Origin of the sequence: Halobaculum halobium (assembly GCF_030127145.1) — an archaeon.
Classification (GTDB): Archaea; Halobacteriota; Halobacteria; order Halobacteriales; family Haloferacaceae; genus Halobaculum; species Halobaculum halobium.
In genome coordinates this window covers 378284-399200 of the sequence record NZ_CP126159.1, presented here as the reverse complement: position 1 = coordinate 399200, position 20917 = coordinate 378284, and the positions used below count along the sequence as shown (strand labels likewise).

At 67.0% G+C, this 20917-nt stretch carries 14 protein-coding genes and 2 pseudogenes; 6 read left to right on the top strand and 10 right to left on the bottom strand.

From position 1 onward, the window contains the following. The first annotated feature begins 49 nt into the window (after positions 1-49). Positions 50-2167 (top strand): TRAP transporter permease, encoded by a 2118-nt coding sequence (locus tag P0Y41_RS16790; protein ID WP_284063583.1) that lies wholly within the window; start codon positions 50-52, stop codon positions 2165-2167. Positions 2168-2363: 196 nt separating this feature from the next. Here P0Y41_RS16790 and scpC read toward each other — a convergent pair whose 3' ends face one another. The 4 genes from scpC to P0Y41_RS16770 form a co-directional block, all read right to left on the bottom strand. After that, positions 2364-3929, bottom strand: a complete 1566-nt coding sequence (gene scpC / locus P0Y41_RS16785) for a succinyl-CoA:acetate CoA-transferase ScpC (RefSeq protein WP_390214358.1) — start codon at positions 3927-3929, stop codon at positions 2364-2366. Next, positions 3884-4465, bottom strand: a complete 582-nt coding sequence (locus P0Y41_RS16780) for a MaoC family dehydratase (RefSeq protein ID WP_284063581.1) — start codon at positions 4463-4465, stop codon at positions 3884-3886. The genes scpC and P0Y41_RS16780 overlap by 46 nt, the downstream gene beginning before the upstream one ends. Positions 4466-4528: 63 nt before the next feature. Next, positions 4529-5728: an acyl-CoA dehydrogenase family protein gene (locus P0Y41_RS16775; protein WP_284063580.1), complete on the bottom strand. Its 1200-nt coding sequence runs from the start codon at positions 5726-5728 to the stop codon at positions 4529-4531. 44 nt (positions 5729-5772) lie between these two features. Continuing rightward, the gene (locus P0Y41_RS16770) at positions 5773-7164 is read right to left on the bottom strand and encodes an MmgE/PrpD family protein (protein ID WP_284063579.1); all 1392 of its coding nucleotides are present in this window, start codon (positions 7162-7164) and stop codon (positions 5773-5775) included. A 156-nt stretch (positions 7165-7320) separates the two neighbouring features. On the opposite strand from P0Y41_RS16770, the gene P0Y41_RS16765 reads away from it, so the two are divergent. Then, the gene (locus P0Y41_RS16765) at positions 7321-8232 is read left to right on the top strand and encodes an acetamidase/formamidase family protein (protein WP_284063578.1); all 912 of its coding nucleotides are present in this window, start codon (positions 7321-7323) and stop codon (positions 8230-8232) included. Here P0Y41_RS16765 and P0Y41_RS18095 read toward each other — a convergent pair. From P0Y41_RS18095 to P0Y41_RS16750, 4 genes and pseudogenes are all read right to left on the bottom strand, one after another. Further along, positions 8229-8594, bottom strand: a pseudogene (locus P0Y41_RS18095) (sensor histidine kinase); the annotation flags it as partial. The gene P0Y41_RS16765 and the pseudogene P0Y41_RS18095 overlap by 4 nt on opposite strands. A gap of 195 nt (positions 8595-8789) precedes the next feature. After that, positions 8790-9434: pseudogene (locus P0Y41_RS18090) on the bottom strand (sensor histidine kinase); the annotation flags it as partial. A gap of 38 nt (positions 9435-9472) precedes the next feature. Continuing rightward, entirely contained in the window at positions 9473-10813 is a 1341-nt protein-coding gene (locus P0Y41_RS16755) for a TIGR00341 family protein (protein ID WP_284063576.1), read from the bottom strand. 96 nt (positions 10814-10909) lie between these two features. Then, positions 10910-11587, bottom strand: coding sequence for a TIGR00266 family protein (locus P0Y41_RS16750; protein WP_284063575.1), 678 nt, complete (start codon positions 11585-11587; stop codon positions 10910-10912). Between the two features lie 244 nt (positions 11588-11831). Here P0Y41_RS16750 and P0Y41_RS16745 point away from each other — a divergent pair, with 244 nt between their 5' ends. From P0Y41_RS16745 to P0Y41_RS16730, 4 genes are all read left to right on the top strand, one after another. Continuing rightward, positions 11832-12386, top strand: a complete 555-nt coding sequence (locus tag P0Y41_RS16745; RefSeq protein ID WP_284063574.1) for a DoxX family protein — start codon at positions 11832-11834, stop codon at positions 12384-12386. 544 nt (positions 12387-12930) lie between these two features. Next, a complete protein-coding gene (locus tag P0Y41_RS16740) occupies positions 12931-13914 on the top strand; it encodes a hypothetical protein (RefSeq protein WP_284063573.1) in 984 nt (327 codons plus the stop codon). Between the two features lie 74 nt (positions 13915-13988). Further along, positions 13989-16514, top strand: coding sequence for a PAS domain S-box protein (locus P0Y41_RS16735; RefSeq protein ID WP_284063572.1), 2526 nt, complete (start codon positions 13989-13991; stop codon positions 16512-16514). Positions 16515-16622: 108 nt separating this feature from the next. Further along, positions 16623-16940, top strand: a complete 318-nt coding sequence (locus P0Y41_RS16730; RefSeq protein WP_284063571.1) for a HalOD1 output domain-containing protein — start codon at positions 16623-16625, stop codon at positions 16938-16940. 109 nt (positions 16941-17049) lie between these two features. Here P0Y41_RS16730 and P0Y41_RS16725 read toward each other — a convergent pair whose 3' ends face one another. Both P0Y41_RS16725 and P0Y41_RS16720 read right to left on the bottom strand, forming a co-directional pair. Continuing rightward, entirely contained in the window at positions 17050-18114 is a 1065-nt protein-coding gene (locus P0Y41_RS16725) for a phosphotransacetylase family protein (protein ID WP_284063570.1), read from the bottom strand. Then, positions 18111-20264, bottom strand: a complete 2154-nt coding sequence (locus P0Y41_RS16720; protein ID WP_284063569.1) for an acetate--CoA ligase family protein — start codon at positions 20262-20264, stop codon at positions 18111-18113. The genes P0Y41_RS16725 and P0Y41_RS16720 overlap by 4 nt, the downstream gene beginning before the upstream one ends. Between the last annotated feature and the right edge of the window lie 653 nt (positions 20265-20917).

Genomic DNA, 20917 nt, shown 5'->3' with positions numbered 1-20917 from the left:
ATCCAACAGCAGCTGGCAACGGGGCTACAGGTATCGGGAGTGATAATATATGAGTGACGCGGAGGCGGAGGCTGGCGCGGCGACCGGCGACGTGAGCTTCGATCGCGAGCAGCCGTGGGACGCAGAGCTCGTGTCGCTTCGGAACATCCTGATCGGGCTCTCGGTGATATTCTGGGCCGGCGTGATGCTGTACACCCGGTTTTACCCGATGCCGCGCGCGCAGTTCGGGGTCGCCTTCCTCGGTGGAATTCTGATCCTGTACATCGTCACGGAGCTGATGGCGCTCTCCGACGGTGGCGGCAACGGACACCTGCTCGAAGACCTCAAGAGCGCATACGGGCCGGGTAACCGCGTCGACGCGGCGCTTTTGTCCCTGTCGGCGATCGACGTCGTCATTACCACGGTCTACATGTCCGTCAACTTCCAGGCGCTGTACGTCGAACGCGCGGGCCGTGCGCTCCCACACGAGTACGTCATGGCGGCCGTGTTCTCGGTCCTGATGGTGTACCTGACGTGGCGGTCGTTCGGTGGCACGTTCGTCGCGGTGGTGCTGCTCGGGTTCGGCTACGGCTACTTCGGGATGTACGCCCCCGGGCCGCTCCAACACGGCGGGCTCGGCGTCGAGCGCATCCTCCGGACAGTCGTCATCAGCGTCGACGGCTTCTTCGGATTCCTGACTCAGCTCGTCGCCGCGTGGATCGCGCTGTTCCTGCTGTATGCGGGATTCTTGAAGGCGTACGGCGCCTTCGACCTGATCATGCGGCTGGCGTTCCGTTCGGCGAAGTACATCGACTCCGGCATCGCTCAGACGGCAGTGCTTTCGAGCGCGGTCATCGGCTCGGTCAACGGGAGTCAGACGGCTAACGCCGGGATGACCGGTTCGTTCACGATTCCGTTGATGAAGCGCAACGGCGTCAAGCCGGAGACGGCGGGCGCTATCGAGGCGGTCGCCTCCACGGCGGGACAGGTGCTCCCGCCGGTCATGGGCGCGGGCGCGTTCATCATGGCATCGCTGATCACCGGCGTCACCTACGTCGACGTGATCATCGCGGGGATCATCCCCGCGGCCATCCTCTCGATCACGATCTTCGTCGCGGTCCACTACGTGGCCGCTCCGCAGCTCGACGACACCGACGCCTCGAAGCTGTTAGGCGACAAGATGCCGCGCTCGGAGTTCGCCTCCGAGAGCCTGAAGTACGGCATCCCGCTGGCGGTGCTCATCTACAAGCTCGGCGTCGAGCAGGTGACCGTCGGCACCGCGGCGCTGTGGACGACCGGCGCGATGTTGCTCACCGGCATGCTGTTCCCGGTGATCCACTCCGCCCTCGGTGACGCCGACGAGACGGTCGTCGAGTCCCTCAAGCGGACGAGCTGGGAGACGCTCGACGGCGCCCGCGAAGGCGTGGTCGTGCTCGCGCCGGTGACGATCATCCTCGCGGCCATTAACGGCGTCGTGGACATTCTGACCGCGACGGGCGTGCCGACGGCCATCTCGCTGACGCTGCTCGACCTGTCGGGCGGTGTCCTACTGGTCGCGGCCATCCTCTCGATGATCATCTGCATCATCCTCGGGCTGGGGATGCCGACGACGGCGTCGTACACCATCGTCGCGCTGCTGGTCGCGCCGACGCTCATCAGCCAGTTCTTCCTGCCGGAGTTCGCCGGGCACTTCTTCGTGTTCTACGCCGCAATTCTGGCGGGACTGACGCCGCCCATCGCGACGTGCGTGGCGGTCGCCTGCGGGATCGCGGGCGCGAACTTCTGGCGGAGCTGTCTCGAGGCGATCAAGATCTCCGCTCCGCTGTTCATCCTTCCGTTCACGTTCGTCTACCACCCCGAGATCGTCTCGGCGCAGTTCGACCAGGTGACGTTCATTTCGGGCGGATTCGCGCTCTTCGGCGCGATCGCGATGATCCACGGGATCAACTATCGGTTCGTCTTCGGCGACGTTGTGACGATTACCTCGCGTATCTCGTTCTTCGTCACCGGCGTGCTCGCGATGGTGTACCCCTCGCGGATCGTCCAGACCGCCGCGGTGCTGGTCGCGATCGCGATGTACGTGCTACAGTCGTTCGCCGGGCGCCCGAACCCCGTCGGCGTCATCAAGAAGAACCTCGGCCTGTCGACCGGCGGCATGCCCGGGACCGAGCAGCCGGACCGCGAATAGTCGAGTCGTCTCGGCGGCGCGGTCGAACCGTTCCTTTCGCGGCTTCGTTTCTTTCGGCGTCTCGTTCTCTCGATGTTCGTCCACATCCGTCACCGCGCAGTTGCCACTGACGGGCGGGAGACGCGGAGAAACCACCCGATCGAACGAGACGCGGAGAGACGCAGAGGCTCCACCCAAGACGGGCGAGCGACCCGTCTCAGGCCCGGTCGGTCCAGTCGAAGGCGGTGTCGAGGTCGACGGGTTCGTGGCCGCCGCCCTCGCCAGCGCGGTCGAGGTACGCGCGCAGGTCCTCGCGGTAGTCGGGGTGAGCACACTCGACGAGCGCCTCGGCGCGTTCGCGCGGGGAGGTACCGCGGAGGTCGGCGACGCCGTGTTCGGTGATCACCACGTCCACGTCGTGTTCGGTGTGATCGACGTGCGACGCCTTCGGAACGATCTTCGAGATGTCGCCGCCGGCGGCTGTCGACCCGAGCGCGACGACCGACAGCGGGGCGTTGCGCGTGAAGTCGCCGCTGCCGCCGACGCCGCTGATCATCCGCGACCCGCCGAGATTGGTGGAATTGACGTGGCCGTACAGGTCGACCTCGACGGCGCTGTTAACCGCGACGACGCCGAAGCGATCGATCAGCGCAGGGCCGTTCGACACGTTGCCGGTCCGGATAACCACGTCCTCAGCGTAGCGCTCGGCGTCCTCGAACAGCCGTTCTTGCCCCTCAGTCGACAGCGCCAGCGACGTGGCGCTCGCGGAGCGGAGTTCCCCCGTATCCAGCAGGTCGAGCAGGCCGTCCTGTAACACCTCGCCGTAGTAGATCAGGTCACGGTCGCCCAGATCGGCGTCGCCGAGCGCGCCCATCAGCGCGTTGCCGAGGCTCCCCACGCCAAATTGGATCCGCATCGAGTCGTCGTACAGCGACGAGCGTTCGACCTCCCGTTCCAAGAAGTCGCCGAGGCGGTCGGCGATCTCCAGGTCAACATCGGTCGGGTCGCGGAACTCGTAGGGGGCGTCGCGGCCGGTCGTCTCGACGACTGCGGCGAGTTTCTCAGGTTCGAACTCGATCCGCGGGCCGCCGATGCGCTCGTCGGGGGATGTCAGTGGGATCGGCTCCCGTTCGGGCGGTGTCCCCGTTCGGTACACGTCGTGGAACGCCGCGAGCGACAGAGGCTGGTCGTGGTTGACCTCCACGATCAGTGAATCGGCCGCCTCGACGAAGGCGTCTGTTAGCCCCACGGACGTGGACGGGATCAGCCAGTCTGGGCCGACGGCGACCGCCTCGACGACGGCGACACTGCCGTCGGTCTCGACCATGCCGCCGAAGCGCACGTCGTCGCCCAGCGAGGAGATGTGGCGGTCGGCGAACGCGACGCGGCCGTCGTTGATCGCGGCGTTGATCGCCTCGCGCGCCTGGAACGGATATCGGCGATCGATCGCGTCGGCCTCGACGAGCGCCTCGTCGATCTCCTCGCCGACGCTGCCGCCGCTGACGACCGACAGCGACAGATCGCGCCCAGCGTCCTCGCCCTCGTCGTCTCCGCCCACGGCGGCCGCGTCGGCCAGCGCCTTCGGGACGGCCTTGGGGTAGCCGACGCTGCCGAAGCCGCTGACGAGCATCGTTGCGTCGTCGGGGATTCGCGTTGCGGCCTCGGCGGCGCCGACGACTGCGAGGTCGCCGTGGATCCGGCTGTCGGGAACGCGTGCCGCGGGATCCGTCTCGCGGGTCACTCCTCGAGGTCCTCCGGCTGCGTGCCGATCCCCTCGGGCCATCCGGTCGGCGCCGCGGCGGACGGCTCGGCGAACTCTCGCTTGAGCACCATCGGCGTGCGCTCAAGCGAGAGGACCAGCTCGTCGTCTTGGTTGTACGCGCGAAGCTCGGTGGTGACCATGCCGACGTGGTCGCGCGACTCGCTCTCGCGCTTGTGGAGCACCTCGCTCTCCGCGAAGATCGTGTCGCCGTGATAGACCGGCGCGTGATGGCGGATGTCGTCGTAGCCGAGGTTGGCGGTCGCGTTCGCGCTCACGTCGATGACGCTCAGCCCGACGGCCAACGCGATGACGAAGGTGCCGTCGACGAGGCGCTCGCCGAACTCCGTCTCGGCGGCGTACGCCTCGTTGAAGTGCATCGGGTTCAGGTTCATCGTGAGGTTGGTGAACCAGACGTTGTCCGTCTCGGTCACCGTCCGGCCGTACGGGTGTTTGTACACGTCGCCGACCTCGAAGTCCTCGTAGTAGCGGCCCTGCCAGCCCTCGACCAGTCGCCGCTCGATGTCGTCCGTTCCGTCGTCGGTGTCGTTGTCAGTCATGGTGTGGAATGGTGAGTGTGAGTTGTTGTGGTGTCTGTGTGTGCGCGGTAGCGTGTTGGTCAGTCAGTACGACCGCGGGAGCTCCAGCACGTTCTCCCCGAGGTAGTTCAGCGCCAGTTCCTGCGTGACGGGGACGAGGCGGGTGAGCCGCGCCTCCCGGAGGTATCGCTCCACGTCGTACGCTCGGTCGACGCCACGACCGCCGTGGGCCTGTACGGCGGCGTCGGCTGCCTCGAACGCGGCCTCCGCCGCGAGGTACTTCGCGGTGTTCGCCCACGCGCCGATAGCCTTGCGGTCCTCGTCGCCGGTCCGCTTGGCGGCTGCGAACGTGAACTGCTTGGCCGCTTGGAGGCGGGCGTGCCCGGCCGCGAGCGGGTGTTGAATCGCTTGGTTCTGCCCGATCGCCCGGCCGAACACCTCGCGATCGTTCGCGTAGTCGACGCCCTTCTTGACGGCGAGTTCACCGAGGCCGACGGTCTCGGCCGCGATGACGAGGCGCTCCTCGTTGAGCCCGTCGAGCACCTGATAGAACCCCTCGTCCTCAACGCCGATCAGTCGGTCGGCAGGGACGCGGAGATCGTCGTAGGTGACCCGGAAAGAGCTGACGACGCCGCTCGCGGTCTTGTCGATCTCCTCCAGGTGGATGCTGTCGTCGTCGTGTCCGCGTTCGATGTCGACGAGGAACAGCGAGACGCCCTCGGTCTTTTTGTCGACCGCCTCTCGCGGGGTCGTCCGCGCAGCGAGCACGAGGTAGTCGCTCACGTCGATACGGGAGGTCCACAGCTTCTCGCCGTTGATCACGTACTCGTCGCCGTCGCGAACGGCCTCGGTCTCGATGGCGGTCGACTCGGAACCGGCCTTCGGCTCCGTGAGGCTGAAACACTGGATCCACGCATCGCCGCTGGCGACGCGCGGGAGTAGATCTGCCTTCAGTTCTTCACCGCCGTAATTCACGAGCGGCGCGGAGTTGTAGATCGCTGCGTGGACGGTCTGGGCGCCGCTGAAGCCGGCGCCGCTGCGGGCGATCGTGTACATCATCGCAACCGCTTCCTCGGTGCCGTACCCCTTCCCGCCGTACTCTTCGGGCAGGAGCACGCCGAGCCACCCCTCCTCGGCGAGGGCGTTCACGAACTCGTGTGGGTACTGGCCCTCGGCGTCGTGTTCACGCCAGTACGCTGCGTCGAACTCGTCGCAGATGTCACCGACGGCGTCGCGGACTTCGCGTTGCCGGTCGGTCAACTGGACCGTGTCGGTAGCTACCATTCTGGTGATCAAGAGTCCCGATAGCGAGGCGATAAACCGTCCGGTTACGGCAGGTCCCTCACCGACTCCGCACCAGCGACTGTCGCCGCCACGTCGTCCAGTTTCGGCAGGTTCGACAGCCGCTCATACAGGCGTTCGGCTTCCGCCGCGGACACCGCCCGCTCGGCGCACTCTGTGAACTTCTCGCGACGCCGCTCAGGAGACAGCGGGTCGGTGTGAACGCCAGGCGGGTCCGTCCGCTGTCGCTCCTCGACTGTCCCGTCGACGGTCTCGATACGCACGGTCGCCTCGTGAGAGTCGTACGGGAGCGAGTCGTCGACGGAGAAGTCGACGCGCTCGCGGACGGCGTCGACTGCGGGGTCGGCGAGCGCCTCGGTCTCGAACGCCGACAGATCGACGCGGTCGCGGACGGCCGCGCAGGCGACGGCGTGCTCCATCGAGAACTTCGCCTGCAGCCCGGTCTCCGGGTCGGAGTACGCGAGCGCGTCGCCGGCGCCGCCGGCCGCGCGAACCTCGATCCGCTCGATGTCGTCGGGTGAAACGCCGTCCTCGACGATATCCGCCGTCGCCGCGATGCTGGTGTGGGTGAAGTAGCAGCACGGGTACGCTTTCGCGTGGATCCCCTCGGTTTCGATGGCCCAGTCGCCGTCGGGATCGAACGCGAAGCGCTCGCGGTGCGTACTGCCGTCGGATTTGTCGTCAGTTCGAGGGTCGTACAGGTCCCAGAATCCCTGCTCGCCGGAGACCGCGGTCCGGGTCGCAGTGAGGCCATCGCGCGCCAGCGTCGCCGCGGTGACGCCCGATCGACAGCACAACCCCGCGTGCAGCGGCTTCGTCATCGAGCCGAAGTTTCGCTTCGTCCCCGCCGGCGTCGAGGCGGCGATCGACAGCGCCCGCTCTGTCGCCTCTGCGTCTAACCCGAGCAGCGATGCCGCGGCGGCGCTGGCACCGAACGCGCCGAACGTCGCGGTGGCGTGCCAGCCGGCCTCGTAGTGGGCCGGACTGATCGGCCCCGCGATCGCGCACTCGACCTCGAAGCCGACGGCGAATGCGGTGATCAGGTCGTGGCCCGACGCGCCAGTTTCACCGGCGAGCGCGAACAGCGGCGGGACGAGCGTCACGCTGGGGTGGCCGTCGAGTGCCCACGACAGGTCGTCGTAATCGAGCGCGTGAGCGGCGGTGCCCACGCGCAGCGCCGTGGCCGCGGCGTCGCCGGCGCCGGCGGTTCCCAGCAGCGTCGCCGCGTCAGCGTCGTCTGGATCGATACCCGCGGACCTCCCGGTCGTCTCGCCCGCGCCCTCGACGGCGCCCGCGAGGGTGACGCCGACGGTGTCGACGACCGCGCGAGTGACCGTCTCCGGGACCTCCTCGGAGAGGTCGTCGTATGCCGTTTCGGCGACGAACGCCGCGAGTCGCCGCTCGGGTATGTGGCTCATGCTGGTCCCTCTCCGACGCGACGTATTAACCGTCGGTGTGTCGGCGAAGCTGCCCGTCCGCGGTCGCGGACCGTGCCGTTGTCGTCAGGAGCCGATCCAGCGGGATCCGCCGGAGGCCGACCGTTTATTGCGAAACCCGACGCAGTATGCTCACAAATGACACGAACTGTGGTGTCACACACCGACGGACACGTGTACGAGTTCGCTCCCGAGATGGAGCCGGTCTACACCGCCGACGACGGCGAGCGGTTGACGTTCGAGACGATCGACAGCCTGAACGGCGCCATACAGACCGACGACGACCTGCTGGAGGCGATCCCGGAAGAGGTCAACGCTGCAACCGGGCCGGTGGCCGTCGAGGGCGCCGAACCGGGCGACGTCCTCCGGGTCGAGATCGAAGACGTCCGAGTGAACGAGGACCGCGGCCGCGTCGTCACCGCGCCGGGGTTCGGCCTCCTGCAGGACCGCGAGGACATCGACCACCCCGCGACCCGAATCACCGAGGTGAGCGACGACGGGGAGTCGCTGTCGTTCGGCGAGCAGACGGTTCCGATCGACCCCGTCATCGGAACGATCGGCGTCGCGACGGCCGATGAACCGGTCTCGACGCTGACGCCGCACGATCACGGCGGGAACCTCGACACCACCGACATGACGACCGGCACGACCGCGTACTTCCCGGTGTTCCAAGAGGGCGGACTGCTGGCGATGGGCGACTCGAAGGCGGCGATGGCCGACGGCGAAATGTGCGGTACCGGCGCCGAGATTGGCACCGATGTCGACGTGACTGTCTCGGTGGTGTCGGATCCACCGGTGTCGCTGGAGCGACCGCTCGTTCACACGGGCTCGGCGTGGAAGACGATCGCCAGCGCCGAGACGCTCGAATCGGCGGTCGCGATGGCGAACGAGGACATCATCGACCTCCTGCGTCACGAACACGGCTACTCCGCCACTGACGCGTATCTGTTCAGCAGTCTCGTCGGTGGTCTGGAGATCAGCCAGGTCGTCGATCCGCTGGTCACTGCACGCAACGCGATCCCGGACGAGTACCTCTCCGATCCGTTCTAACTCGGACCGCCGCCGCTGTCCGGCCGCCCGGTGATTCGTTCGTCGCCCCCGCCGGCGGCCGCGCGGGCGTGCCTGGCGCGCTCGACCCCCTCGAACACGAACGTCGTTCCCTCGTCGTCGCTGTGGACTGACGCGTCCCACTCGTGACCGCTGACGACGCGCTCGACGATCAGGAGACCGAGACCTAGTCCGGCGTCTCGATCGAACGACGAAGTGAACAGCGTCGCCTCGATTTCTTTGGGCAGGCCGGGGCCGTCATCTTCCACGGCGAACCCGTCGTCCGTGTCCCGGACGGTGACCGTCACCGTCGGGCCACAGTGTTCGACGGCGTTTCTGAAGAGGTTCTCGAACAGCTGTTGGAGGCGCGAGCGGTTCGCGTACACGGTCGCGTCGCTGTCGATCGCCAAGGTCGCCTCGCCGTCCTCGAAGAACGACCACGCGTCGCGGGCGACCGCGGCCACCTCGACGGCGGTCCGTTCGCCGACGTCGCCGCCGTCCCGGGCGAGCCGCAGGAGGTCGTCGACGAGCCGTTCCATCCGGTCGGCCGCCCGCTCGATCCGTCGCAGGTGGTCGGCCTGGGGTCCCTCCGCCCCCGACAGCGCCAGATCGGTGTATCCCTGCACCGTCCCGAGAGGGTTGCGAAGGTCGTGTGCGACGATGCCGACGAACTCGTCGAGGCGTTCGTTCTGCTCGCGCAGTTCGCGGTGGTGGCGGTCGCGTTCGAGTTCGTACGACACCCACTGCGCGAGAAGCCGAACGAAGCCCCGCTCGGTCTCAGTGAACTCGGCCTCCCGCGGGGACGCACCCGAGAAACACAGTGTCCCGTACGGCTCGTTGTCGACGACGACGGGCGCGCCGATGTAACAGGAGAGCCCGGTCGCGTCGCGCGCCACGTCGTCGGCGTACTCCGTCTCTTCGACGTCGGCGAACGAGTGCAGTTCTTGGGTCGCGATCACGTGGCGACACCACGTCTTTGAGAGGTCGCTTCGACCGCCGGGCGCGTACACGCCGTCCTCGATCGTCGACTCGATCACCTCGTACTCGCCGTCGGCGGTGTACGAGAGCACGCCGTTGGGGACGCTGAGGCGCTCACATCCCACGGCGATCGCTCGATTGATCTTCTCGCCGAGGCGAATCCCGTCGGCGCTCGCGAGCCGGTAGAGGGCGGCGAAGTGGTCGCCGGCCTCCGGATCGTCGCTCATCGGTGACCGTTCTGCGGCGATCGTGTTAATACTGGGCGTCACCCCGACCCCGCCGAGTCGACCGCCGTCGACGGTTCGGGCGTGGTCGTCTGGCGTTCGACAAACTCGACGGTGACCGCCACCTCTCTGTCGGTATCGCGTTCGAGTCGGTCGGCGATCGTCCGACTCAACGCCGGATACGGTTGGTCTGCGGGCCGCGCGACGACGACCGTCACCCGCTGTACGTCGCCGCTCGCTATCGGGCCGCGAAGCCGGAACGCCGACGAGACTGAGACGAGTTCCAGGTCGGCGTACGCCTCGGCGTCGAGCGCGTCGCCGGCGGCGTCGTTGGCCTGGCGCTCGAAGCCGATCTGCGCGCCCACGAGCCCGCCGCTGGCCAAGAGCGTCGCGGCGAGAACGACGCCGAGTATCGCCGCCGAGGCGTATCGAGGAGTGCTACCGACGGCGGTGTCGCCGCCTGCGGTCGACCGGTCGGGGCGGTAGCCGAGGTACCACAGCACCGCCGCCGCCGACAGGTGGATCGCGACGACGTTCAACACGAGCAGCAGAAACGCGCCCAGCGCGACGCCGGGGACGTTCCACGCGATGCCGATGCCGACGGCGGCGGCCGCGGGCACCAACGCGGCGGCAACCATCACCCCGACGAGCGCGACCGACACCCCCGTGGCGAGACCGAACGCGCCGGCGGCGCCCGCGCAGGCCCCGACAACGAGCGAGAGCAGGCCGGGAGAGATCCGGCTGGCGATCTGCTGGGTTGTCGTCACGTCCAACGCCGGCGGAATCACCGTCGCGTATCGCAGCCCGGCGCTGAAGGCGGTCGCCGCTGCGATCGCGAGCACGAGTCCGAGCAGTTGCGTTTTCAGCCCTTCCCACAGCATGTCGCGCTCGTCGAGGACGGTTCCTACGCTGGCGGTGAGTGCAGAGCCCACAAACGGCGCGATGACCATCGACCCGACGACGACCGCCGGAGAGTCGAGCAGCAGTCCCGCCGTCGCGACGAGCGCGCTCAGGGCCGTCATCGAGTAGTACGTCGCCGGACTCGGTGTCAAGTCCAGCGCGGTCGCGCGTACTTCTTCGGTGGCGATCGCGTCGTCTTCCTCCGTGCCCGTGACGAACCGCGCCTCCAGCTCGTCAACGTGGGGTGCGAACACCGATTCCGCGCTGGTGACGACCGTGTACGCGTCCTCGCTGGCCTCGATCTCACGGAGTTCGTCGAGCACGGTCTCGACGGCTTGCGGGGGGACGGGGAACTCCACGAGCACGCTCGCCTTGCGGTCGCTCGCTTCGCTGACGACGACGTGGTCGATGTCATACCCGTCGAGAACCGCTTCCACGTCGCTGACGGCGTCAACGGACACGAGCGTCCGAATCAGTCGCATGTCGACGGCTTCGCGTCCCGCAGTGGTTAGCTCGGGCGGGGGTTCCCACGGTCCTGTGACGCGTCAAGTGTCCTCCCAAACGCGAGTCACCGCCCGTCAGGCCGAAGACGACCGCGTCGGGAGCTTCGGCAGGAGCCACGAGAGGAACGCGTCCTGGCTGCGGGACTGGAGCCAGACGGTCCCCGATCCGGTGAACTCGCACACGAGCCCTTCGCCGCTCGCGAGCGTCGACCGTAACCCGCCGACGCGGCGAACCGTGAACTCGGCCGTCTCCTCGAAGGCGACGACGTGGCCCGTGTCGACGATGAAGGAGTCCCGGTCGTCGAGATCGACCGCTTCGATGGCGCCGTAGCTCGACACGAACAGCGGACCGTCGCCAGAGACGCGCAGGAGAAACAACCCCTCGCCGCCGAAGAACGTCCGAGCGCCGCCGAAATCCGTGTCGACGTCGAGCGCTGCGCCGCCCGCGAGGTACGACCCGGACTGCACATACACCGTCTCCCCGCGCAGTTCGAAGTGGTCGATGTCGCCCGGAAGCGGCGGCGCGAACTGCACGTCGCCGGCTTCCGTCGCGGTGAAGGTGTTCTGGAAGAAGCTCTCGCCGCCAAACGCGCGCCGAACCGATTTCAGGAAGCCGCCGGTCGCGTTGGTCTCAATGTCGACACCGCGGTCGTGGCTCACCATCGCGCCCGACTCCGCGCGGACCGCCTCCCCGCTGTCAAGCGAGACGGTCAGCAGGGCGAACGACGGACGGGACGTAATGTCGTGGTCCATACACCCCGATCGCAGCGGGACGCGAAGAACTTCACCCCCGGGTCCAGCGGGTTGGGAACCGTATCCGTCTCCGGCCACCGCCCGCCGGTCGTCCAGTGGCCCTCGCGTGCGGGAGACCGTACAGAATCGGCGGCTTCAAAGCCGTTCTCTCGGTCAGTGACTCGGCATCGGACACGTGTCCTCGTCGGGATCGAAACGGACCCGGCAAAAAGGTTTAAATAATGTTGTCGATACCGGAAATGCGATGTCAACGCAAGAGATCACACTCCGAAGTACGATCGGCGGCTTCACCGCCGAAGGCAAACTGCATACGCTGAGCGTTTGGTTCATCCTCGCGCTCAGACTGATGATCGGGCTGGCGTTCTTCCAGAGCGGCCTCGACAAGGTGCTATCGGGCAGCTTCAGCGCCGCTGGCTACCTCCAGAACGCGCCGCCTGCGAACGGGAGCCCCGTCGCCGATCTATTCGTTACGATGGGGAGTACGGGCTGGTTCGTCGACTTCGTCAACGTGGCCGTGCCGTGGGGAGAGGTGCTCATCGGGCTCGGCGTGATCGTCGGCGGATTCACCCGGCTGGCGGCGTTCTTTGGCGCGTTCATGATGCTGTTGTTCTACCTCGGCAACTGGGACATCTCCCACGGGTACATCAACGGCGACTTCGCGTACATGCTCGTGTTCCTCTCGGTCGCCGCGTTCGGCGCCGGACGGATCATCGGCATCGACCAGTACATCGAGGGGTACGACCTCGGCGGAGAGACACTCATCGAGCGGTACCCGTGGATGCGGTACCTGCTCGGCTGACGACGTCCCCTTTCACAGTTTTTGACCGTTCGATTGGCACACCGTGATAGCCGACCCTGACTTTCCACCGAGTCGGGGATGTCCGAGCGCCGTACGGTCGGTCCAGAGGAGCGCGCGTTCCGACGCGACCGGTCGTCCGGAGGGTCGCGAATCTCAGCGGCTGGAGGTGGTGAGGACGCGAGTGACGTGGGCCGACCCGATGACACCCCCCACAGTACCCAAGTAAGACTTGATTATACCCGGGTAGGGGTACTGTATATCGGGATCGATCGCCCATATTCCTCCTGAACCGTCGAGTGATATTCTGTGTCCAGCTGGTAACTACTCGTCGTAAATCCGGAGAAACATTCATTCTGGTAAGGTCTCCTTTCGGAGGTATGGGGCTAATAACGGTTGGAGAAGGGGGAGCTAGTTCGAGGAGAGTGAGCCAGCACGGCTTCGGATTCGCGGCCACACTCCAGCGAGTCACATCGAGGACTGACGACAGACGAACCGGCCGAACGGCGAGCGTCGAACGCGTCTTGCGACCGAGTGGGGTGCGATAATGTCCTCGCGACCGATGTTGTCCGCGCCCTCATCAGGCCGGCAGTATGCTGAGTCTATCGCAGCGGTCACGCTCCCGGAACGCGTCCTCGACGTCGTGGAGGCGTACGAGGCGGCCGGGGGCGAGCGCGACCGGTTCGTCTGGAAGTGGATTTACCGCCTGCTTCCGTCCTTCACGCTGTCGTCGGTTCCGCAGCGCCACGCGAGCGAGGTGCGCACACGTAAGACGATATTTACCGTGTTTATCACCTTCCTTGACGACCTCGCCGAGTGTAACGAGGACTCGCGCGCTTTTGAACAGATTTACCGCTCTATCGTCTGGGCCGACGAGTCGACGGCTGAGCCGTGTCGTGACGCGGACGCGGAGGCCGTCGCGTTCGCCCGCCAACTCTGGAACGAGTTCGAAGGGATGATCGCCGAGGCGCCTCGATTCGAAGAGTTCGAAGACGTGTTCCGGTACGACCTCCGCCAGTCGCTCAACGCGATGGACTACTCCCGGATCCTCAACGACAACGTTTCGATGGCGAATCTCAACGGGGCCCAGCACTACGACTCGCACAACATGGTGATGTTCCCGTACGCGGACCTCGACCTCATGTACTCGCCGTCGTTCGAGTCGGCGGACTTAGGTGTGGTTCGCGAACAGCTGTGGGACCTCCAGAAGATGGCCCGCATCGGTAATTGGCTCACCACGTGGGAGCGCGAGATCAACGAGGGAGACTACACGGCCGGGATCGTGGTGTATGCGCTCCAGAACGACCTCATCACGCTGGAGGAATTAGAAGCGGCCGGAGGCGACGACGCGTCGGTCACCGACCGGATCAGAGCCTACCGGATCGAAGAGCGGTTCCTCTCCGAGTGGGAGCGGCTCCGCCGACACGTCGAGAATCGCGATCTTGAAGCCGAGAGCGTCGACCTCGGCGCGCTCGTCAACGGGATGGAGACGGTGATGAACCACCACATGGCCAGCGAGGGGTACAAGTGACGGACGCATCTCGGTAACCAAGCGGGCACCAACGCGAGAATACGTTTTTGAACCGACCCGAATCGGTTCACGTAATGACTGACGGCGATTTCGCCGGCCGAAGCGAAAACGGGGATTCCCCTGACTGGAGTCGCGTCCGAAACGCCGACGAACCGTTCTTCCGAACGATCGTGGAGGCTATCGACGACACCGTCGTCCTGGTCGACGAGGAGGGGACCGTCGCTTACGCCAGCCCGGACGTGGAGCGCCTCGTGGGTGATTCGGCGGCCGACGTCGTCGGGGAATCGCTGTCGACGTACGTTCCGGAGGCGTTCCCGAAGTACCGACGGCTCGTCGACTTCTTCAGTTGGGGCACCGCCGAGGCGCTCGACGGAAATACGTTCGACGTGCCGGTGATCGACGGCGACGCCGAACGCCGGTGGCTCTCGGTCTCGCTGACCGCACTCGAACGCCGGGGCGACGAGTTCCTCGTCGGGACCGTGCGCGATGTCTCCCGACGCCGCGAACGCAAACGTGAACTGGAAAAGTACGAGCGGATCGTCGAGACGACCGACGACGGGATCTACGTTCTCGACGAAAACTTCACCGTCGTGAACGTCAACGAGGCCGTCGTCTCGATGACGGGGTTCTCGCGAGAGGAGCTGATCGGATCGCACGCATCGCTGCTTGCCACTGAGGACCTGTTGCAGAAGGCGGCTGAGTTGAGCGCGGAACTGCTGGAGACCGGTGACGAGACGCGGACGATCGTCTCGTCGATCGCGACGAAGGACGGCGGTACCATTCCCATCGAGACGAAGTTCTCGTTGTACCCCTTCGCTGACGGCCGGTACGGACAGCTGGGCGTCGTTCGCGACATCTCAGACCGGAAGCGCTACGAGGAAACGCTCACCGCGTTGCACAACTCGACGCGGGAGCTGCTGACAGCGGACACGGAGTCGAAGGTCGCCGAACTCATCGCAGAGACCGCGACTGACGTCATCGAACTGGACGGCGCCGCAATCTACCTGTTCGACCCGGCAGAGAACGTCCTCCGGCCCAGCGCCTCCTCGGCAGGGGATCTCGCTGTCACGCACGACTGGCCCACGGTTGAGCCGGACGCCGGTGGCGTCCCGTGGCGCGTGTTCATCGACGACCAAGAGGCGCTGATCGACTGCGACGGCGGCGGAGATGGGGGCCACGGCGTGGGATCGGGGGCCGACCTGCCGATCGACAGCGGACTGTGCGTTCCGCTGGGCGACCACGGCGTGTTCGTGGTTGCCACCGCAGACCCTCGCGCCATCGACGAGGAACGAGAGACGCTCGTTGGCCTCCTGGCCGCCAGCGCGGAGGAAGCGCTGTCTCGGCTCGACCGAGAGGAGACCATTCGCGACCGGGATAGGCGGCTCGAACGACAGAACAGGCAGCTGCGCCGCCTCGACAGAGTGAACGCGATCATCAGAGAGATCGACCAAGCCCTCGTCGAGGCCGAGTCGACCGACGAGATCGACAGTGCGGTCTGCGACCGCCTCGTCGACGCCGACCGGATCGCGTTCGCCTGGGTCGGCGAGTCCGACCCGAACGACGACGTGGTGCGTCCGCGAGGATGGTCCGGAGATGGAGCCCAGTACCTCGACGATCTCGACCTGTCGCTCGACGGGCCCGTAGAGCCGTCCGCTCGCGCGGCGATGGACGGAGAGTTAACGACCGTGTCGGACGTAGGGAGCGACCTCGGAGGCGAGCGGTGGCGCAAGGCGGCTCTCTCGCGTGAGTACCGGTCCGTCCTCGCCGTCCCGCTCGAGCACGATGATATCACCCACGGCGTCCTTACCGTCTACGGGACCGATGCTGGTGCGTTCGAGGGGATGGAGTCCGTGTTCTCAGAGCTCGGCGAAACGATCGCGAACGCGATCGAGGCGGTGACGACGAAGCGCGCGCTCCTGGCGGACACCAGGACCGAACTTGGCTTTCGCCTCGACGGTGAAAACGACGTCCTCCAGCGATTCTCCCGGGAAGCGGGCGGGCCGATCGAGGTCGAGGGAGTCGTGCCGGAGACGGGCGGCACGACGCGGCTGTACGTCCTCGCTCGGTCGGTAGACCCCGACGAGTTCCAAGCGGCGTTCGAGGGGTCCGTTGCCGTCGATCAAGTGGAACTCGTCGCCCATCGCGAGGACAGCACGCTCTTCGAAGCGGTCGTGCAAGGGCCAACCGCCCTGTCCCCTATCGTCGAGCGCGGCGCGAAGGTCCGCTCGGTCCGGGTCACTGCCGAGGAGATCCGCGTCGAGGTGGAGATTCCTGACGAGGCAGACCCCGGAGGATTCGTGGAATTCGTCCGGTCGCGCTTCGACGACGCCGAACTGGTGTCGAAGACGGACCGGGACCGACCCGCGCGGACCCCGACCGAACTGCGCGGTGCGTTCGAGAAGCGCCTGACGGAGCGACAACTCGAGGTGCTGCGCGTCGCATTTCTCCGGGGGTTCTTCGAGTGGCCCCGCGAGAGCACTGGACAGGAAGTCGCCGACTCGCTGGACGTCTCACAGCCGACGGTCAATCGCCATCTCCGCGCGTCTCAGCGCAAACTCCTCACCATGCTCCTCGACGGTGGCTCCGCCTCGGTCGAGTGACAATACGCGAGCACGTCTCCCCTACGTGAATACACGTACCCGCCACGACCGCACGGGGCTATACACCTAGCTAGACGCTCTTTTACCGTCCACTCCGTCGGGGTAGTCATGGAATACGAGGCAGGCACTGTCGTCCGTACGACCGAGGAACAGTCCGTCAGTGAAACCGTCATCTTCGCCGTGGCCGACGCCCGAGGCGTCGCCCCGACAGAACTTGAGCCGCCGCTGTACGACGCTGTCGACGCAGACGCGCTCGAACGGCTCTGTGAGAGCGCCGAGGCGGGGGCGCACCCGACGGCCATCGAGGTGGAGTTCACCTGGGCGGGCTGTGAGGTCTTCGTCGGGAGCAACGGACGGGTGGTGGTCACGCGGACCGGCGCAGGGTCGATTACCGAGCGCGGCGAGCCGCAACTGGTCGTCGAGTAGGGTCGGACTCACGGACGGGGTCGACGGAAGCGGTCGAACGCGTTCCTTCGGTGCCGGGTGAGTCCCCCGGTCAGATGTCCGCGCGCGCGAACCGCAGGTTCCGCCCGGCTCAGTCGTCCGTCCCGAGGACCGCATCGACATCCGCATGCGTCTCCAGCAATTCGCGCATCACTTCGACCGTCCGCCCGTCGCGGGTCCGACCGCTCCGAACCACGTCTTCCGCGCGGTCGACGGTGGTGAGTGTATCACCAGCCACTGACAAGACCGGCAAACCGGCCTCCTTCGCCTTCCCGAGCACGGATCCAGAGGGCCGATGCCCGCCGGTGAGGACGAGACACCGGACGCTGTTGGCCTCGACGGCGGCCGTGGCGATGTCGCTCCGGTCGCCGCCGGTGATAACCGCGGCGTCGCGGGCGCGCCGGAAGTGACGCAGCGCCTCTTCGGCGCCCATCGCGCCGACGGTGAACCGCTGGACGAGCGCATCGGAGTCGCCCTCGACGAGCACTTCCGCGCCGAGTTCGTCCGCGAGCGCGGACACCGTCACGCCGGCGAGTTCCGGGCTCCGCGGAAGCGCGCCGATCGTGTCGACACCGCGGTTCCTGAGAAACGGGATCACGTCCTGGTCGACGTCGTCGTACACGGCGTCGTCGACGCGGTTGAACAGGACGCCTGCGAGGCGGTCGCCCACGTCGTTGACGGCCGCCAGTAAGTCATCCACGTCGCCGGGCTCCTCGTAGTCGCTGACCAGCAGCACGTCGGCGTCGAGGACCTCGGCCACCTCGGGGTCGGTGAGGTCGACGACGCCGCCGGTGCGGACGTTGCCGCCGCCCTCGACGAACATTGCGTCGGCGTCCTCGGCGAGGTCGTCGTACGCTTCCGCGATGCGCTCGCGGAGTTCGTCGGCGTTCTCGCGGCCGCGGATGGCCCCTTCGATGAACGTGGGCGAGTAGACGATCGGCTCCATCTCGTGCATCTCGGCGTCGGTGCCGAGCAGTTCGCGCGCGAGCATGGGGTCCTCGTCGAGCGTCTTGCCGACGACGCTCTGGAGGCGCGTTCCCTTCGGTTTCATGTAGCCGACCTCGCGTCCGCGGTCGGCGGAGATTCGCGCAAGCGCGAGGGTGACTGCCGTCTTGCCGGTGCTCTCAGCGGTCGATGTGACGAGTAACGGGTTCATGACTGGGACTCCAGCTCCTCGGGGTCGACAGTGAGTCGCAGGTCGACGGCCCGGACCCCGTCGGGCGTCGCGACCAGTGGGTTCACGTCCAGTTCCACGATGCTCGGGAAGTCGGCGACCAGCTGCGAGACGCGCCTGACGGCGTCGACGATCGAATCGACGTCGACCGCTTCTCGACCGCGGGCGCCCCGCAACAGGGGCGCGGCATCGATCTCCTCGGTCATCTCTGCGGCCTCGTCGCGCCCGACGGGCGCGAGCCGGAAGGTCGTGTCCTCCATGATCTCGACGAACACGCCGCCGAGCCCGAACATGACCAACGGGCCGAACTGCGGGTCGGTGTGGCTGCCGACGATCGTCTCGACGGCGCCGTCCAGGTCGATCATCTCCTGCACCTGCACGCCCAGGATCGTCGCGTCGGGCTGGTAGTTTCGTGCCCGCGACACCAGGTCCTCGTAGGCGTCGGCGACCTCCTCGACCGGGACGCCGACCTTGACGCCGCCGATGTCGGACTTGTGGAGGATGTCCGGCGAGACGATCTTCATAACCACCTCCTCGCCGATCCCCTCGGCGATCCGCGCAGCCTCTGCGGGGTCGTCGACGACGGCGCCCTCGGGGGTCGGGATGCCGTAGGCGTCGAAGATCTCCATCGCCTCGACGCCGAGGCGGTTGTCCGACCGCTCGGTCACCGACGAGAGGATCTCGCGGACCCGCTCGCGATCGGCGTCGATCGGCTCGGGTTCGGGGTAGGAGCGACCCCGGACCTCGCGGTACTCCGCGAGCGACTCGAGGCCGCCGACCGCGCGCGCCGGGTCGAAGTACGACGGAACGCCGCGCTCGCGCAGCACGTCGCCGGCGTCGGCGAGTCGCTGTCCCCCCATCAGGCAGGCGGCCATCGGGACGCCGTGCTCGTCGGCGGCGTCGGCGATCATCTCGCCCAGTTCGCCGAAGTCCAGCGTCGCGGTCGGCGCGGTGATCACGACGACGGAGCCGACGTCCGGGTCCTGCAGCGCGATGTCGAGCGCCTCTCGGAAGCGGTCGACGCTCGCGTCACCGATCACGTCGACGGGATTGTACACGTTCGCCTCGTCGGGCAGCGCCTCACCGAGGCGGTCGATCGTCTTGTCGCCGAAGCTCGCGAGCCGGAGCCGCTCGGCGTCGCCGACGGCGTCGGTCGCCATCACGCCCGGCCCGCCGGCGTTCGTCACGACGGCGACGCCGTCGGAGTCGGGAACGTTGCCGCCGGCGAGTGCGCGGGCGGAATCGAACAGTTCCTGGACCGACTCCGCACGAAGCACACCCGCGGCATCGAGCCCCGCCTCGTACGCACGGTCGGAGCCGGCGATGGCGCCGGTGTGGCTGGAGGCGGCTTGTGCGCCGGCGTCGGTGCGGCCCGACTTGACGACCGTGACGGGCGTGTCGTCGGTCGCCTCGCGGGCGGCGTCGACGAACGCGCGACCGTCGTCGATGCTCTCCAAGTAGCCGACGACGACGTCCGTGTCGGGGTCGTCCCCCCACGCGCGAACGAAGTCAGTCTCGTCGAGGACTGCCTTATTACCGAGCGAGACGATGTCTTTGAACCCGATGCCCTCGTCTTTCGCCCAGTCGACGACCGCCGTGACGAACGCCCCCGACTGACTCATGAACGAAACGCCGCCCGCGGGCGGGGCGTCGGGCCCGAACGTGGCGTTGAGCCCACGTGGGCTCGACATCACGCCGAGGCTGTTCGGCCCGACGAGGTTGATCCCGTACTCGGTGGCGACCGACCGGAGCTCCTGCTCGCGGTCGGCGCCTTCGGCTCCCGTTTCGCCGAAGCCCGCAGTGAGCACGACGACGTTCCGGACGCCCGATTCGCCGCACTCGCGGACGACGTCGATGACGGCTCCCGGCGGGACTGCGACGACCGCCATGTCCGCGTCGGCGTCCGCGACTGCTCCGACGCACGACAGCCCCAGTACTTCGTCGCGGCTCGGGTTCACCGGCACGACCTCACCATCGAACTCAGCCAAGAGGTTCTCTGTCACCGCCCGGCCGACCGACCCCTCGCGGTCAGTGGCGCCGACGACGGCGACGCGACCCGGGGCGAACAGCCCCGTCAACGCCTCACCACCGTCGCCGGCGAGGGACGCGGCCGGCTCTCGATCACCGCTCATTGCCACCCTCGAATTGTCGTCGACCGGAGCGTCTGCCGGTCCTGCTCCCGAGTCGACGGCCTCGATCGGCCGAGCGCGTCGGAACTCGTCTTGGACACATCGTCACCGTCTGGCGGTTCGCGGTCACCGCACAAGAATCTGACCGCGGTTCCGACCCGTCGGGACCGACCGATGCACGTCGGACGTGCGCAGCAACCACCGCCGCCCGGTGCTGTCGACTCCATCAGGTCCGTCTCGCAGGTTAGCCGGTTAGTTACCGTCCAACGGGAGGGGATGGGAGTCCGCAAACCGGGTTAGCAGACGAATTCCAATAGCGTCTCCTGCCGGAGGTGTCAGTGGAGGTGAGATCAATGTCCGACAACCACAACGACGACTCGAACGGCGACGGCGGAAAAGCGACCTGAGGTCGCCCCAGGACTAGCATCGACACCTGACTACCAGACACCCCTTCGGGACGGGACCGCTCCTCATCCATCCCGCTCCACGTTTCGCAGGCAACCATGGTTCGATGACGCACCTGCGAACTGGTCCCCCGACGACCTGGCCCCAAACGCGTTCGCGCGTGTCCGTCACTCAGATATCCGGTTTTTCGAGCGACGACTCGTCCGCGCCGATCCGATCCGACTCGCCGACCGAACAGACACTCTGAGCGT

Bases quoted from the DNA above. Each gene is read 5' to 3' on its own strand.
- P0Y41_RS16735 (WP_284063572.1), top strand. From the start codon at position 13,989: ATGACTGACGGCGATTTCGCCGGCCGAAGCGAAAACGGGGATTCCCCT.
- P0Y41_RS16730 (WP_284063571.1), top strand. From the start codon at position 16,623: ATGGAATACGAGGCAGGCACTGTCGTCCGTACGACCGAGGAACAGTCC.
- P0Y41_RS16780 (WP_284063581.1), bottom strand. From the start codon at position 4,465: ATGACTGACAACGACACCGACGACGGAACGGACGACATCGAGCGGCGA.
- P0Y41_RS16725 (WP_284063570.1), bottom strand. From the start codon at position 18,114: ATGAACCCGTTACTCGTCACATCGACCGCTGAGAGCACCGGCAAGACG.
- P0Y41_RS16775 (WP_284063580.1), bottom strand. From the start codon at position 5,728: ATGGTAGCTACCGACACGGTCCAGTTGACCGACCGGCAACGCGAAGTC.
- P0Y41_RS16765 (WP_284063578.1), top strand. From the start codon at position 7,321: ATGACACGAACTGTGGTGTCACACACCGACGGACACGTGTACGAGTTC.
- P0Y41_RS16770 (WP_284063579.1), bottom strand. From the start codon at position 7,164: ATGAGCCACATACCCGAGCGGCGACTCGCGGCGTTCGTCGCCGAAACG.
- scpC (WP_390214358.1), bottom strand. From the start codon at position 3,929: ATGGCCCGAGGGGATCGGCACGCAGCCGGAGGACCTCGAGGAGTGACC.
- P0Y41_RS16745 (WP_284063574.1), top strand. From the start codon at position 11,832: ATGTCAACGCAAGAGATCACACTCCGAAGTACGATCGGCGGCTTCACC.
- P0Y41_RS16790 (WP_284063583.1), top strand. From the start codon at position 50: ATGAGTGACGCGGAGGCGGAGGCTGGCGCGGCGACCGGCGACGTGAGC.
- P0Y41_RS16740 (WP_284063573.1), top strand. From the start codon at position 12,931: ATGTCCTCGCGACCGATGTTGTCCGCGCCCTCATCAGGCCGGCAGTAT.
- P0Y41_RS16720 (WP_284063569.1), bottom strand. From the start codon at position 20,264: ATGAGCGGTGATCGAGAGCCGGCCGCGTCCCTCGCCGGCGACGGTGGT.
- P0Y41_RS16750 (WP_284063575.1), bottom strand. From the start codon at position 11,587: ATGGACCACGACATTACGTCCCGTCCGTCGTTCGCCCTGCTGACCGTC.
- P0Y41_RS16755 (WP_284063576.1), bottom strand. From the start codon at position 10,813: ATGCGACTGATTCGGACGCTCGTGTCCGTTGACGCCGTCAGCGACGTG.